This is a genomic window from Streptomyces sp. Tu 3180 (genome assembly GCF_009852415.1).
Classification (GTDB): Bacteria; Actinomycetota; Actinomycetes; order Streptomycetales; family Streptomycetaceae; genus Streptomyces.
The window spans coordinates 3,537,406-3,552,219 of sequence record NZ_WOXS01000002.1 but is presented as its reverse complement, the minus strand read 5'-3'; the positions used below and the strand labels follow the sequence as shown (position 1 = coordinate 3,552,219).

Below are 14,814 nucleotides of genomic sequence, written 5' to 3'. Positions count from 1 at the left end.
TTCCACCGTGCGCGGACTCATGGCCACGGTGACGCCGTGGACTTCAAGGTTTCGAGCCTCGCGGACCGTCCCCTCATGGCGCAGCCGGTGCGGGACATGGCGGACACCTGGCCGCGGTTCGTGGTCGAGGACCTCGTGGGCGCCGCGTACTTCCCGCGCATCGCCGCCGAACTGCCCGAGTACGTGCTGTTCGCCGAGGACGCGCGGGGCGAGGTCGTCGCCACCGCCCACAGCGTGCCGTTCGCCCTCGGCGCCGAGGGCCGTGGGGAACTGCCCGCGCGCGGCTGGGACGAGGTGCTCGTGCGGGCCTTCTCCGATCTGCGCCGCGGGGTCCGTCCCGACACCGTCAGCGCGATCTCGGTCTCCGTCGCCCCGCACGCCCAGGGCCGCGGACTGTCCGCCCTGATGCTCTCCGCGATGCGCGACAACGCACGCCGCCACGGCTTCCATGAGGTCGTCGCCCCCGTCCGCCCCAGCGCCAAGCACCTGGAACCGCGCACCCCGATCGAGGAGTACGCACGCCGGGTGCGCCCCGACGGGCTGCCGCAGGACCCCTGGCTGCGCGTCCACGCCCGGGCCGGCGCCACCCTCGTCTCCGTGGCGCCGGCGTCCATGACCGTGTCCGCCGCGCTGGAGGAGTGGCGCCGCTGGACGGGCCTCCCCTTCGACACCGAGGGCGACGTCGAGGTGCCGGGGGCGCTGGTGCCGGTGCGCTGCGAGCCGGCCCGCGGACACGCGGTGTACGTCGAACCCAACGTGTGGATGCGGCACCGCCTGTGAGCGCCCCGGCGGGGGCGCCCCGCGGGCGGATCAGCCCAGGGCGTCCAGGTCCAGGACGTCGCCGGCCGGCTTGCGGGCCGGGACCGGCTCGTCGTAGTCGGTGAAGGAGAGCGAACCCGGGTCCGCGGCGGACGCGCTGTCGATCCGCAGCAGATACGGCTCGCCCCGGGTGGCGACGTAGACGGTGAAGCGGTCCCCGCCCTCCCGCTCCTCCAGCGTGATCGCGGGCGTGCCGTCGAGGGTCGTGGTCTTCCCCCGGGTCGCCTCCGACCGGCCGTCCTCCAGGTCCCCGAGCACCAGGTCGAGGTCGCAGAAGCCGGCGATCTCCTCGGCGTCCGCGCCCTTCGCGGACGTCTTCGTCCACTTGCCGGCCAGCAGGGCCACGGCGGCGTCCACGTCGGCCCGGGGCTCGCCCTCGCTCTGGGCCCGCAGGAACGCCTCGTCGTACTTCATGTAGAGGGTGTCGCCGGTCTTGATCAGCTCGGCCTCGCCCTCGCCGTCCATGCCCAGGGTCCCGGCGCAGTCGCCCTGCTCGTCCAGGGCCATGTCGATGCGGAGGGTGCCGCCGGTCTCCTCGTCGGGGACGTCGCCCCTCATCCGCAGGGACGGGGCGCCGGTCGTGGCCTTCAGGGCCCGTTCTGCGATCTCGCCGCCGGTCAGTCCGGCGAAGGGTTCCTCCTTCGGCTTCCGTGAGCTCTTGCGCTCCTCGGCCGGGCTCTGCTCGGCCGAATCGCGCGAGGTGCCGCTGTTCGCCCTGCCCTCGCCGGCGCAGCCGGTGAGACCGGCGGCGGCCACGGCGGCGAGGCAGAGTGCGGCGAGTGCGGTGCGACGCATGGCGGGTTCCCCCCAGGGTTCTCGGTGGACGGGCGGTGGGCGTCCGGGTGCTGCCGGAGCGCTGGTGCGGTGTGCGGGCGGGGCCGCGACGCCGGTCGTCGGGCGCCGGTCGTCGGGCGCCGGTCGCGGGCGCCGGTCGCGGGCGCCGGGCGTGGCGCACGGCGCCGGCCGGGGCGCCGTCGGTCAGAAGTTGCCGTTGCCGAGCAGTTCGCCGTCGGCGTCGTAGACGGTGACGAGGCCGTTCTCGCTCTGCTTCCAGTCGGCGAACGCGGAGGCGATGAGCTTGGCGGGGGCCATGCCCTCGCCCATGATGCCGCCGGTGAAGTCGGTGTAGACGTCGGCGGCGTCGAGGATGTCGTTCTGCTCGTCGGCGCCCTGGACCTTGGTGACGTGCGAGACGGCCTCCTTCTCCTGGGGCGTCCCGTTCTTCTGCACGAAGGCCTTGAACCGCTCGGCCTGGGACGCCTTCTCGGCGCCCTTGTCCTCGGCGGGCTTCGCGTCGGACCCGCCGTCCGACTTCGTGCCGGACTGCCGCTGCGCGGACGCCGCGGAGCCCTTGTCGCCGGATCCGCCGTCCGCGTCACCGGAGTTCGCCGAGACGGCGCCGATGACGACGATCCCCACGACGGCACCCAGCACGATCTTGCTCTTCATGCCCATGACTGTGTCCCCTCCCGGATGGGCGACCGCCCTCACGGCGACCGCTCGTTCACTGGGTCAATGAGAACAGAGACTGTGAACCGAGTCAACATGATTCACATGAGAGTGTGAGTACACGCTCGTGAAGCGTTGAATCCTGCGTACGTCGGTATGCTCGACGCCACACAGGTCGGAGGAGAGCGGGGCGGGGTGCCGGGGATGCAGGACAGCGCGACAGAAGTGACCGCCGCCGGGATCGCGCGGCTGGCCGGGGTCGGCCGCGCCGCCGTCAGCAACTGGCGCCGCCGGCACGCCGACTTCCCCCAGCCGGCCGGCGGCACCGAGACCAGCCCCTCGTTCGCCCTCGCCGAGGTCGAGCACTGGCTGCGCCGGCACGGCAAGCTCGCCGAGGTCCCCCTGCGCGAACGCGTCTGGCAGCAGCTCGCCGGCCACCCCGACGGGCCGGTCACCGCCCTCACCCACGCCGGCTGCGTCCTGCTGCTGATCCACGACCGCCCCCTCCTCTGGCTGGAGGTGAGCGCCGGCTCCGACGAGCGGCTGGCCGCGCTGTTGCCCGGGGCGCTGGAACAGGTGCTCACGCCCCGGCCGGGCGGCGGGACGAGCGGCTCACCCGTGAACGGCGCGGACCCTGTGAACACCCCCTCGGCTGTTCACAGCCCTCCGCCCGGCCGTCACGCCTCACCCGCCGCGGAGCCCCGTCCCGCCGCCCTCCGGCCCCCCACCGCGCCCCAGCTCCTCCCCTCCGCGCCCCTCCTGCGGGGCGTCGCCGAGCTCGCCGCCGGACCGGGCGCCCGGCAGACCTTCGAGTTCCTGCTCGGCCGGCACCTCGACGCCAACCCGCGCCAGTACACGCTCACCCCCGCCGACCTCGCCGGTCTCATGGCGGACCTGGCCGGCCCCGCCCGCACCGTCCTCGACCCGGCCTGCGGCACCGGCGCCCTGCTGCGCGCCGTCACCCCCTGCCCCGACCAGCGGCTGTACGCGCAGGACAGCGCCCCCGAACTCGCCGCGCTCACCGCGCTCCGCCTCGCCCTGCACACCCGCGCCCCCGTGCACGCCGCCGCCGGCGACACCCTGCGCGCCGACGCCCACCCGCAGGTGCGGGCCGACGCCGTCCTGTGCCACCCGCCGTTCAACGAGCGCGACTGGGGGCACGACGACCTCGCCTACGACCCGCGCTGGGAGTACGGCTTCCCCGCCCGCACCGAGTCCGAGCTGGCCTGGGTGCAGCACGCGCTCGCCCGGGTGCGGGACGGCGGCACCGCCGTGCTGCTGATGCCGCCCGCCGCCGCGTCCCGCCGCTCCGGCCGCCGTGTCCGGGCCGACCTGCTGCGCCGGGGCGCGCTGCGCGCCGTCGTCGCGCTGCCGGCCGGCGCGGCGCCCCCGTACAACATCCCGCTGCACCTGTGGGTGCTGCGCCGTCCCGAACAGGCGCCCGCGCACCCGGAGGTGCTGCTCGCCGACGCGGGGCGGTTCGCCGGCGAGGGGCGCGACGGACCCGACTGGCGGGGGGTGCGGGAGACGGTTCTCGAGGCGTGGCGCGCCCACGACCGGACCGGCCGCCTCGACGAGCGTCCGGGACTCGCCCGCTCCGTGCCCGTCATCGAACTCCTCGACGACGACGTCGACCTCGCCCCGGCCCGCCGTCTGCCGCCCCCGGCCGCGGCGGACGGCGCCGACCGGCTCGCCGAGGTGCACGGGCGGCTCGGCGAGACGTTGCGGCTGACCGCCGAGCTCACCCCGCCGCCCGTGGACCCCGCGCGGCCCGCCGCCCCCGGCCGCCGGCCGCTCACCACCGTCGGCGAACTCGCGCGCACGGGCGCGCTGGTGATGCGTACGGGCGGGAACGGCGGGCCCGCGCGCGTGCCCGTGCTCACCGACCACGACGTCCTCGCCGGCACGGGCCCCTCCGGGACGCTCCCGGAGAGCGAGGAGGAGGCGGTGCTCACCGAACCCGGTGACGTCGTCGTCCCCGTGCTCGGCGGGGGCTCGGTCGCGCGGGTGGTCGACGAGGCGACCGCCGGGGCCGCGCTCGGCCGCAACCTCGTGCTGCTGCGGCCCGATCCGGCGGCGCTCGACGCGTGGTTCCTCGCCGGGTTCCTGCGCGGCACCGCCAACAACCGCCAGGCCAGCAGCTACGCGTCCACCGCCACACGGCTCGACGTACGGCGCCTCCGACTGCCCCGGCTCCCCCGGGAGGAGCAGGAGCGCTACGGCGCGCGCTTCCGGGCCCTCGACGAGTTCGAGCGGGCGCTCAGGCGGGCGGGCCGGCTCGGCGAGCAGCTCGTCCGCGGGATGTACGACGGTCTGACCGACGGCACGATCGCGCCCGACTGAGCGCCGGGCGGCCCCCGGGCGCCCTCCGGGAGGCTCCCGGGACGGCCCCGGCCGGGCCCCCGCGCCCCGGACGAAGTGATCAGGACGACAACGGTTCGGTACAACCCGGGACCGGTTGTGCTCGTCGGCCTATACGCTCGGACTTCAACCGAGTACTGCCACTCGCACACTCGCACCACCGTCCCCATCGGCTATACACCGGTCCAGGAGCAGTCATGTACGGCCACGGCGCGGCGCCGCCCACCCGCAGTGCGGCAACGGTCATCACCCTGCGCGTGCTGTTCGCCGCCGTCGGCTTCCTGTCGTGCGGCCTGCTGGCCTGCGTGCCGCTGTTCCGGATCGCGATCCTGCGGGGCAAGACGCTCGACTGGGCGGCGGCCTGGGTGAGCCTGCCGCTGTCGATCACGTGCCTGGCGGTGGTCGGTTCGCTGCCGGAGGCGGACCCCCGGACCGACGCCGCCCTGGCCGCCGTCCTCCTCCTGGGCGCCGGCGCGAGCGCGTACTTCCTGACCGTGGACATACGCTTCCACAACCAGCTGCGCCGGTACCCGGGCCACCCGGCGTTCTCGCCCCACACCACGGTGACGCACACCCCGGGCGTCCCGGCCCCGTACGGCTACCCGCAGCCCGCGTCGCCGTACGCGCCCACCCCCGTGCCGCAGCAGCCGCAGGCGCCCCACACCCCGGTGCCCGGGCCGCCCGCGTCGCACGGACCGCACCCCGCGCCCGCGCCCGGGCCCGGTCCCCGCGACGCCGCCCCGGCCGCCCCCGTGCCGCCGCAGCGCCCCGCGCCCGCCCGGATCGACCAGGTGCGGGCCGAACTCGACGAACTCAGCGACTACCTGCGCCGCCGGGACGGGCAGTACGGACAGCACGGCGACCACGAGGGCGGAAGGTGACCGTGACGGCGGGACGTGTCGTCGCCGGCCGCTACGAACTGTCCACGCTCATCGGACAGGGCGGCATGGGGCAGGTCTGGACGGCCTACGACAAGCGGCTGGACCGGCGCGTGGCGGTGAAGCTGCTGCGCCCCGACAAGGTGGCCGGGCAGGAGGCCGACGAACTGCGCCGCCGCTTCGTGCGCGAGTGCCGGGTGACCGCACAGGTCGACCACCCGGGCCTGGTCACCGTGCACGACGCGGGCAGCGAGGGCGAGGAGCTGTTCCTCGTCATGCAGTACGTCGACGGCGCCGACCTCGGCGACCACCTCGCCGAACACGACCCGTACCCGTGGCAGTGGACCGTGGCGGTGGCCGCGCAGCTGTGCGCGGTCCTCAGCGCCGTGCACGCCGTGCCGATCGTCCACCGCGACCTCAAGCCGCGCAACGTGATGGTGAAGCAGGACGGCACGGTCACCGTGCTCGACCTCGGTGTCGCCTCCGTCATGGACAGCGACACCACGCGTCTGACGCACACCGGCTCGCCCATCGGCTCGCCCGCCTACATGGCCCCCGAGCAGGCGATGGGCGGCGCGGTCGGCCCGTACACGGACCTGTACGCGCTCGGCGTGCTCATGCACGAGCTGCTCAGCGGCGACGTGCCGTTCGCGGGCTCGACGGCGCTCGGCGTGCTGCACCGGCACCTGTACGAGCCGCCGCTGCCCGTACGCCGGATCCGCCCCGAGGTCCCCGAGGCCCTGGAGGCGCTGGTGCTGCGCCTGCTCGCCAAGGACCCGCAGCACCGCCCGGACTCCGCGCAGGAGGTCTACGAGCACCTGGCGCTGCTGCTGCCCGCGCGGGGCACGCCCACCGGGGCGCCCCTCGACCCCACCCGCCCCTTCCTGCGCCCGCACGCCCCCTGGCCGGACCGCGCGCGCACGCCCGCGCCCCGGCCCGCCCCCGCCGCGCCGCCCGCGCCGGTGGCGGAGAAGGCCGACGTCGCCGCCGCCGTCGACGAGGTCAAGCGGCTGCTCGGCGAGGGCCGGATCACCCAGGCCGTCGACATCCTCGGCGCGATCCTGCCCGTCGCCGCCGAACAGCACGGCGAGCACTCCCCGGTCGTGCGCACCCTGCGCAAGCAGTACGCGGCCACCCTCCTGGACGACGGCCAGTACCGGCGCGCGCTGCCCGAACTGCGCCGCCTCGCCGACGAACGCGCCGCCGAGGCCGGCCAGGCCGACCCGCAGTCCCTGCGCTACCGCTACGAGGCCGCCCAGTGCCTGGAGCAGCTCGGCGAACCGGCGGCGGCGCTCGCCGAGTACCGGGCGCTGCTGGCGTACTACGAGAACCAGTACGTGGCGGCCGGCGACCCGCAGCTCGCCCACGACGTCCGCCGCCGCATCGGCCACCTCCTGCTCGCCCTCGGCGACCGCGCCGCCGCGCACGACACGCTGGTGCGGCTGCTGCACGACGTGGAACGCGTCCAGGGCCCCGGGCACCCGATGGCCGCGGAGATCCGGCGGACGCTGCAGTGGCTGGGGCAGGTGCACGGATAGCGGACGGCGGGCTGCTCCGGGCGGCGGAGCCGCCGCGCCGTGGCGCCCGGTCGCCCGGCCGCGGGGCGCGGCGGTGCCGTAAGTCCCCGTGAATCGTTGGTCGAATGGGTTGGCCAGAGCTTGGCCGATGCCTACCATCGATCACCGCAAGACTTTGTGCACCGCCGCACAAACTCTCCTCGGGAGGTTTCCTTGCACCGCCGCCGTCGCACCGCGCTCCTGCTCACCGCCGCGATCGCCGCGGCGGCTCCCCTGCTCACCGCCTGCGGAAACGACGCGCATCCGGGTGCGGCGGCCGTCGTCGGAGACCAGCGGATCACCGTGTCGCAGCTGGAGAACCGGGTCGAGGAGGTCCGTGCGGCCCACCGGGCGGCCGTGCCGGACGAGGCCCAGTACGAGCAGGCCGTCGCCCGCACCGGCAGCCTCACCCGCGACACCCTGCACGGCATGGTCCTGGACCGGGTGCTGCAGCACGCCGCGCGCGACGCCGGCGTGACCGTCACCCCCCGGGAGGTCCAGCGGATGCGGTCCGGGCTGGAGGAGCAGGCCGGCGGCGCCGAGGCGCTCGAGGCGGCCTGGCTGCAGCAGTACGGCGTGCCGCCGCGGCGCCTCGACGAGAACCTCCGCCTCCAGCTCGAGGCGCAGAAGCTCGCCGAGCGGCTCGGCACCGACACCGGCCGGCCCGAGTTCTGGAAGGCGCTGTCCGAGGCGGGCAAGGACCTCGGCATCGACCTCAACCCGCGCTACGGCACCTGGGACGTGGAGAAGAGCAGCCGGGTCGACGCCAGGACCCCGTGGGTGCGGGACGTCACGCCGGCCGGGACCCCGCAGCCCCTGTGACGCCCGGGCCGCCCCGGCCCCGGCACCCTGTGGACGGTTTCCGGGCCCGTCGGTGGTGTGGGCTAGTTTCGGAGCTGTGAACGCAACCAGCACCGCCCCCCGCTCCGAGGCCGCCCCCGGCCGCGTCGTCCTGCTCACCACCAGCCACCGCGTCGCGCCCGGCCTGCTGTCCTGGCCGGCCTGGCAGGCCCTGCACGCGGCCGACCGGGTGCTGTGCGCGGACGGCGCGCACCCGCAGCTGCCGTACCTGCGCGAGGCGGGGATACGGGTCGAGGAGGCGTCCCCGACCGCCCAGGACCTGGTGGACGCCTGCGCCGGCGGGCGGACGGTGGTGGTCGTGGCCACGGGCGAGGGCGAGCCCGCCCTGACCGACGGGCTGGCGCGCCTGGCCGGGTCCGGCCGGGTCCGGATGCCCGAGCTGGAGCTGCTGCCCGCCTCCTACGACCTGCCGGGGGCCCGGCTGCTCGACCTGGTGCAGGTCATGGACCGCATCCGCGCCGAGTGCCCCTGGTCCTCCCGGCAGACCCACCGGGGCCTGGCGAAGTACGGCATCGAGGAGGCGTACGAACTCGTCGAGGCCATCGAGGAGGGCGACCGGGACGAACTGCGCGAGGAGCTGGGGGACGTCCTCCTCCAGGTCGTCTTCCACGCCCGGATCGCCGAGGAGCACCCCGAGGAGCCCTTCTCCGTCGACGACGTGGCCGGCGGCATCGTCGCCAAGCTCATCCACCGCCACCCCCACGTCTTCGGCGACGCGACGGCGACCACCCCCGAGGAGGTCAAGGAGCACTGGCTGCGCACCAAGGCGGTGGAGAAGCGGCGCACCTCGGTCACCGAGGGCATCCCCCTCGGCCAGCCCGGACTGGCCCTCGCCGCCAAACTCGCCTCCCGCGTCCGCACGGCGGGCCTGGACGTCCCCCTGCCCCGGGCGGAGGGCGTCGGCTACGACCTGCTCGCCCTCGCGGTGCGGGCCGAGGAGGAGGGCGTCGACCCGGAGGCGGCGCTGCGCGCGGCGGCCCGGGCCTACCGGGACGCGGTGCGGGCCGCCGAGGGAGTGGGGGAGTAGGCGGCACCGGCCGGGCCGTACCGCCCGTCCGCCGCCGGATACGGTCGAGAGGTGACCGACCAGCACCAGCACCAGTCCCGGCCCGAGAGCCCGGAGAGCCCGGGAAACCCGGGGAGCCCCGGGAACAGCGCCCCCGAACTCTTCACCTGGGAGTTCGCGAGCGATCCCTACCCCGCCTACGCCTGGCTGCGCGAGCACGCGCCCGTGCACCGGACGCGGCTGCCCAGCGGGGTCGAGGCCTGGCTGGTCACCCGGTACGCCGACGCCCGGCAGACCCTCGCCGACCCCCGCCTGTCCAAGAACCCGGCGCACCACGACGAGCCCGCGCACGCCAGGGGCAGGACCGGCATCCCCGGTGAGCGCAAGGCGGAGCTGATGACGCATCTGCTCAACATCGACCCGCCGGACCACACCCGGCTGCGCCGGCTGGTCAGCAAGGCGTTCACGCCGCGCCGCGTCGCCGAGTTCGCGCCCCGGGTGCAGCAGCTCACCGACGGGCTCATCGACCGGTTCGCGGGCGGCGGCTCCGCCGACCTCATCCACGAGTTCGCCTTCCCCCTCCCCATTCACGCCATCTGCGACCTGCTGGGCGTCCCCCGGGAGGACCAGGACGACTTCCGGGACTGGGCGGGCATGATGATCCGTCACCAGGGCGGCCCGAGGGGCGGGGTGGCGCGGTCCGTGAAGAAGATGCGCGGCTACCTCGCCGACCTCATCCACCGCAAGCGCGAGGCCCTGCCCGCCGAGCCCGCCCCCGGCGAGGACCTCATCTCCGGGCTCATCCGCGCCTCCGACCACGGTGAGCACCTCACCGAGAACGAGGCCGCCGCGATGGCGTTCATCCTGCTGTTCGCCGGTTTCGAGACCACCGTCAACCTCATCGGCAACGGCACCTACGCCCTGCTCACCCATCCCGGGCAGCGCGACCGCCTGCAGAGGTCGCTGGCCGCCGGGGAACGCGCGCTGCTGGAGACCGGTGTCGAGGAACTGCTGCGCTACGACGGCCCGGTGGAGCTCGCCACCTGGCGGTTCGCCACCGAGCCGGTCACCATCGGCGGGCAGCGCGTCGCGGCCGGCGACCCGGTCCTCGTCGTCCTGGCCGCCGCGGACCGGGACCCGGAACGGTTCGCCGACCCGGACGTGCTCGACCTCGGCCGGCGCGACAACCAGCACCTGGGGTACGGCCACGGCATCCACTACTGCCTGGGCGCGCCGCTGGCCCGTCTGGAGGGCCAGACCGCGCTCGCCACGCTGCTGACCCGCCTGCCGGACCTCCGGCTCGCGGTGGACCCCGCCGAACTGCGCTGGCGCGGCGGGCTCATCATGCGCGGACTGCGCACCCTGCCGGTGGAGTTCACCCCACCGGCGGCCTGACGAGGGAACCCCGGTTTCCGCGTCTCCTTCCCCGGGCCCGTGCGGACCAGCGCAAACATGACACGCGCTCATTTCTGTGATCTTCACGTGATCTGCGCGGCATGAACTTGTGACAAGTGATCGTCTGCCGATACGTTCACCCATCAAGCGCGGCACCTCCGCTTCATCCGCCGCGCCGGCAACTGCTGTCTTGCGAAAGGTCTCCGCATGCTCTCCGGGAACGGTCGGCACCGCCGCCCCCGCCAGGCTCCGGCACTCCTCGTCGCGGCCGGAGTGACCGGCTCCGCCATCGCGATCCCGCTCCTCGGGGCCGGCAGCGCCAGCGCGGCCGACGGCGCGACCTGGGACCGGGTCGCGGAGTGCGAGAGCGGTGGCTCCTGGAGCCAGAACACCGGCAACGGCTACTACGGCGGCCTGCAGTTGACGCAGGACGACTGGGAGAACTACGGCGGACTCGACTACGCGCCGAGCCCCGACCAGGCCAGTCGCGGCCAGCAGATAGCCGTGGCCGAGAGAATCCTCGCCGACCAGGGGGTCGGTGCGTGGCGCACCTGCGGACTGACGGCGGGCCTGCAGCAGGGCTCCGCGTCGGCCGGCGTCGACACGGGCGTGGCGGAGGACTCCACGCCGGGCGGATCCGGCTCCTCCGAGCCGTCCGGCTCGCCCGACGCGCCGGACGCGTCCGGGACTCCGGACTCCGACGAGCCGTCCGCTTCCGCCTCCTCCTCGCCGTCGTCCGGCCCGTCGGCGAGCGCGAAGGACACGGACGACGAATCACCCAAGTCGGACAAGTCCGGCAAGTCCGCTGGTTCGGACGCCGGGTCCGGCGCCTCCCCCTCCGCCCCGGCCGCGCCGAAAAGTGACGAGTCGGACAAGTCCGGGCAGATCGACGGTTCTTCGGCGCTCACGGACAGCGGGGCCGGCCGCCACCGCGGCGCCAGCGCCGAGGAGGGCGAGGGCGAGGACCGCACCGCCGAGGCGTCCGGCCGGCACGCCTCGCGCGGCGCCGACGCCCCCCGCGACACCGCGGACGGGTCCTACACCGTGCGCTCCGGCGACAGTCTCTGGTCCATCGCCGACTCCCTTGAGCTCGATGGCGGATGGCGTGCGCTCTACGCGGAGAACGAGCAGGCCGTCGGTGCCGACCCGGACCTCATCCTGCCCGGTCAGAAGCTCGAGGTCGGGGTCGAGCCGGGCAGGGAGTGACGCCCGAAGGGGCGGGCGGACGGCGACAGTTGACGTCACGTTTCGTGCTGAATGTCCGTTTTGCAGACGGTGAGAGATAGGTCTCAGAGGCCCTGATCGTCTTTGAAATTCCGCCGATCGCGTGTCTACGGTCGTGACCGCTCGCCACCGCGGGCCCCGGCTGCCGCCACGCCGAATCCTGCCAGTGGCAGCACGGGAACAGTCGTCGCGTCATGCGCCGCAGGCAGGAGCGGGGGACCCAAGGTAGGCGCCGGATCAGGGCGGTTGACGCCGGATCCGGCTCGGGGTGAAGCCGCGTCCCGTGAGGGGCGCGGCCGGGCAACTCAACCGGCCCGAACCCGACAGCTCACCTCGTAGGCGTCGGTGAGGGGATCCATCCATGCTGTTCTCCGGCAAGGGCAAGCACCGTCGTCCGTCCAAGGCCACCCGCGCCATCGCCGTCGTCGGCGTCGCCGGCGCCGCCGTCGCCGCCCCGCTGGTGGCGTCCGGCACGGCCTCCGCCGCCACCGCCTCCGAGTGGGACGCCGTCGCCCAGTGCGAGTCCGGCGGCAACTGGTCCATCAACACCGGCAACGGCTACTACGGCGGTCTGCAGTTCTCCGCCTCCACCTGGGCCGCGTACGGCGGCACGCAGTACGCCGCCACCGCCGACCAGGCCAGCAAGGCCCAGCAGATCGAGATCGCCGAGAAGGTCCTCGCGGGCCAGGGCAAGGGCGCCTGGCCGGTCTGCGGCGTGAACCTGTCGAACGCCCCCTACGGCGGCGGCTCCGCCCAGACCCAGGACGGCGGCTCCTCGCAGGGCTCGCAGGGCCAGGGTCAGACCGCCCAGGGTCAGGAGCAGGGCGCCGGCTCCGCCGAGACCCGTGGGACCGGGCAGAAGGCCTCCCGCTCCGCCGAGCGCCCGGCCGCGAAGAAGACCGTCACCACTCCGACCGGCGAGAAGGTCGCCAAGGGCGACGGCGAGTACAAGGTCGTCAAGGGCGACACCCTGAGCTCCATCGCCCAGGAGCACGACGTCGAGGGCGGCTGGGCGAAGCTGTTCGAGCTCAACGACGACATCGTCGAGGACGCCGACCTCATCTACCCGGGCCAGCAGCTGCACCTGAAGTAAGGACAGCGGCCTCCGGCCCCTCCCCGTCCCCACGGGCTCCCCGCCCCGGTGCGTGTTCCCCCGTACGCACCGGGGCGGGGTTTTTCACGGGCTCCGCCGGGTCACGGTTTCCGCCGGGTTTCCGGGAACGGCTTTGTTCCGTGCGGAAACAATCTAAGCTCGCTCCTGTCCACGACACGGGCGACCGGATGCCGATCGCCCGGAGCCGGTTAGGCTCGGACTCGCAGGGCCTGAGTGGCCCCGCTCACCCGCGTCACATCCAAGAAGGAGATGCTCGTGCCGTCCATCGACGTCGTCGTAGCCCGGGAAATCCTGGACTCCCGAGGCAACCCCACGGTCGAGGTCGAGGTCGGCCTCGACGACGGCAGCACGGGTCGTGCCGCCGTCCCGTCCGGCGCCTCCACCGGCGCCTTCGAGGCCATCGAACTCCGTGACGGCGATGCCAACCGTTACCTGGGCAAGGGCGTCGAGAAGGCCGTCCTGGCCGTCATCGAGCAGATCGGCCCGGAGCTCGTCGGCTACGACGCCACCGAGCAGCGCCTGATCGACCAGGCGATGTTCGACCTGGACGCCACCGACAACAAGGGCTCGCTCGGCGCCAACGCCATCCTCGGTGTCTCGCTCGCCGTCGCCCACGCCGCCTCCGAGGCCTCCGACCTGCCGCTCTTCCGCTACCTGGGCGGCCCGAACGCGCACCTGCTGCCGGTGCCGATGATGAACATCCTGAACGGCGGCTCGCACGCCGACTCCAACGTGGACATCCAGGAGTTCATGATCGCCCCGATCGGCGCGGAGACCTTCTCCGAGGCCCTGCGCTGGGGCGCCGAGGTCTACCACACCCTGAAGAAGGTCCTGAAGAGCAAGGGCCTGGCCACCGGCCTCGGCGACGAGGGCGGCTTCGCCCCGAACCTCGGCTCCAACCGGGAGGCCCTCGACCTCATCCTCGAGGCCATCAAGGAGGCCGGCTACACCCCCGGCGAGCAGATCGCCCTCGCCCTCGACGTCGCCGCCTCCGAGTTCTACAAGGACGGCTCCTACGTCTTCGAGGGCAAGGAGCGCTCCGCCGCCGAGATGACCGAGTACTACGCCGAGCTCGTCGAGGCGTACCCGCTCGTCTCCATCGAGGACCCGCTGTTCGAGGACGACTGGGAGGGCTGGAAGACCATCACCGCCAAGCTCGGCGACAAGGTCCAGCTCGTCGGCGACGACCTGTTCGTCACCAATCCGGAGCGCCTGGCCCGCGGCATCGAGGAGGGCGCCGCCAACGCCCTGCTGGTCAAGGTCAACCAGATCGGCTCGCTGACCGAGACCCTGGACGCCGTCGAGCTGGCCCAGCGCAACGGCTTCAAGTGCATGATGTCCCACCGCTCCGGCGAGACCGAGGACGTCACCATCGCCGACCTGGCCGTCGCCACCAACTGCGGCCAGATCAAGACCGGCGCCCCGGCCCGCTCCGAGCGCGTCGCCAAGTACAACCAGCTGCTGCGCATCGAGGAGATCCTCGACGACGCCGCGGTGTACGCCGGCCGCAGCGCGTTCCCGCGCTTCAAGGGCTGAGCACCGCTGTTGTAGCAGCGTCGTACGTACGTCCCCGTACTCGGTCCCGTACCGTGTGCGGGGACGTACGCACGTATGAACACGCATCGAGGCGAACCGGAGGCGGGACATGGCGGTGAAGGACCGGGACCGTTTCTCCACCGCGACCAGGATCCGGCTGATCGGGGAGCAGACCGCGGCCCGGGTCTACCGCTCGCAGACCAAACGCCAGGCCCGCCGCTCCCGGCTGACCGGACGGGCCGCGCTGCTCGCCCTGGTGGTCTGCTCGCTGATCGTGGCCCTCGCCTACCCCATGCGCCAGTACGTCTCCCAGCGCGCCGAGATCGCCGACCTCCAGCAGGAGCAGGACGAGGCCCGCGAGCGCGTCGAACGGCTGCGCGACCTGAAGGCGCGCTGGCAGGACGACGCCTACGCGGAGCAGGAGATCCGCCGGCGGCTGCACTACGTCATGCCCGGCGAGACCGGCTACATCGTGATCGACCCGGACCCGGCCGGGACGTCGCACACCGACCTCGGGGCGGCCGACCGCCCCTGGTACGCGAACGTCTGGGACGGTGTCGACAAGGCCGACGCCGCCGGCCGGTGACCCCAGTGACCCCTTGTTGAGAGCCGCAG

Annotated in this window: 13 protein-coding genes and 1 riboswitch; of the genes, 11 read left to right on the top strand and 2 right to left on the bottom strand. The window is 74.0% G+C overall.

Annotation, left to right across the window (positions count from 1 at the left end; translation table 11 throughout):
• Positions 1–36: 36 nt before the first annotated feature.
• Positions 37–780, top strand: coding sequence for an N-acetyltransferase (locus tag GL259_RS16760; RefSeq protein ID WP_159533601.1), 744 nt, complete (start codon positions 37–39; stop codon positions 778–780).
• A 30-nt stretch (positions 781–810) separates the two neighbouring features.
• Here GL259_RS16760 and GL259_RS16755 read toward each other — a convergent pair whose 3' ends face one another.
• Positions 811–1,614 (bottom strand): hypothetical protein, encoded by an 804-nt coding sequence (locus GL259_RS16755; protein WP_159533599.1) that lies wholly within the window; start codon positions 1,612–1,614, stop codon positions 811–813.
• A gap of 183 nt (positions 1,615–1,797) precedes the next feature.
• Positions 1,798–2,274, bottom strand: a complete 477-nt coding sequence (locus GL259_RS16750; protein WP_159533597.1) for a hypothetical protein — start codon at positions 2,272–2,274, stop codon at positions 1,798–1,800.
• A gap of 198 nt (positions 2,275–2,472) precedes the next feature.
• Between GL259_RS16750 and GL259_RS16745 the strand changes: the two genes are divergently transcribed.
• The 10 genes from GL259_RS16745 to GL259_RS16700 all read left to right on the top strand — a co-directional run bounded on the left by GL259_RS16745 (position 2,473) and on the right by GL259_RS16700 (position 14,785).
• Entirely contained in the window at positions 2,473–4,611 is a 2,139-nt protein-coding gene (locus tag GL259_RS16745; RefSeq protein WP_159538699.1) for an N-6 DNA methylase, read from the top strand.
• Positions 4,612–4,826: 215 nt separating this feature from the next.
• A complete protein-coding gene (locus GL259_RS16740) occupies positions 4,827–5,510 on the top strand; it encodes a hypothetical protein (RefSeq protein WP_159533595.1) in 684 nt (227 codons plus the stop codon).
• Between the two features lie 38 nt (positions 5,511–5,548).
• Positions 5,549–7,045, top strand: a complete 1,497-nt coding sequence (locus GL259_RS16735) for a serine/threonine-protein kinase (RefSeq protein WP_279578651.1) — start codon at positions 5,549–5,551, stop codon at positions 7,043–7,045.
• Positions 7,046–7,237: 192 nt separating this feature from the next.
• On the top strand, positions 7,238–7,885 hold the full coding sequence (locus GL259_RS16730) for a SurA N-terminal domain-containing protein (RefSeq protein WP_159533590.1): 648 nt from the start codon (positions 7,238–7,240) through the stop codon (positions 7,883–7,885).
• A 76-nt stretch (positions 7,886–7,961) separates the two neighbouring features.
• On the top strand, positions 7,962–8,951 hold the full coding sequence (locus GL259_RS16725; RefSeq protein WP_159533588.1) for a nucleoside triphosphate pyrophosphohydrolase: 990 nt from the start codon (positions 7,962–7,964) through the stop codon (positions 8,949–8,951).
• Between the two features lie 51 nt (positions 8,952–9,002).
• The gene (locus GL259_RS16720) at positions 9,003–10,325 is read left to right on the top strand and encodes a cytochrome P450 (protein ID WP_159533586.1); all 1,323 of its coding nucleotides are present in this window, start codon (positions 9,003–9,005) and stop codon (positions 10,323–10,325) included.
• Between the two features lie 207 nt (positions 10,326–10,532).
• On the top strand, positions 10,533–11,531 hold the full coding sequence (locus GL259_RS16715; RefSeq protein WP_159533584.1) for a transglycosylase family protein: 999 nt from the start codon (positions 10,533–10,535) through the stop codon (positions 11,529–11,531).
• A gap of 205 nt (positions 11,532–11,736) precedes the next feature.
• Positions 11,737–11,906, top strand: a riboswitch (cyclic di-AMP (ydaO/yuaA leader).
• 4 nt (positions 11,907–11,910) lie between these two features.
• Positions 11,911–12,642 (top strand): transglycosylase family protein, encoded by a 732-nt coding sequence (locus GL259_RS16710; protein WP_159533582.1) that lies wholly within the window; start codon positions 11,911–11,913, stop codon positions 12,640–12,642.
• Between the two features lie 276 nt (positions 12,643–12,918).
• A complete protein-coding gene (gene eno, locus GL259_RS16705) occupies positions 12,919–14,199 on the top strand; it encodes a phosphopyruvate hydratase (RefSeq protein WP_159533580.1) in 1,281 nt (426 codons plus the stop codon).
• 109 nt (positions 14,200–14,308) lie between these two features.
• Complete coding sequence (locus GL259_RS16700; RefSeq protein WP_159533578.1) at positions 14,309–14,785, top strand: septum formation initiator family protein; 477 nt, start codon at positions 14,309–14,311, stop codon at positions 14,783–14,785.
• The last annotated feature ends 29 nt before the right edge of the window (positions 14,786–14,814 follow it).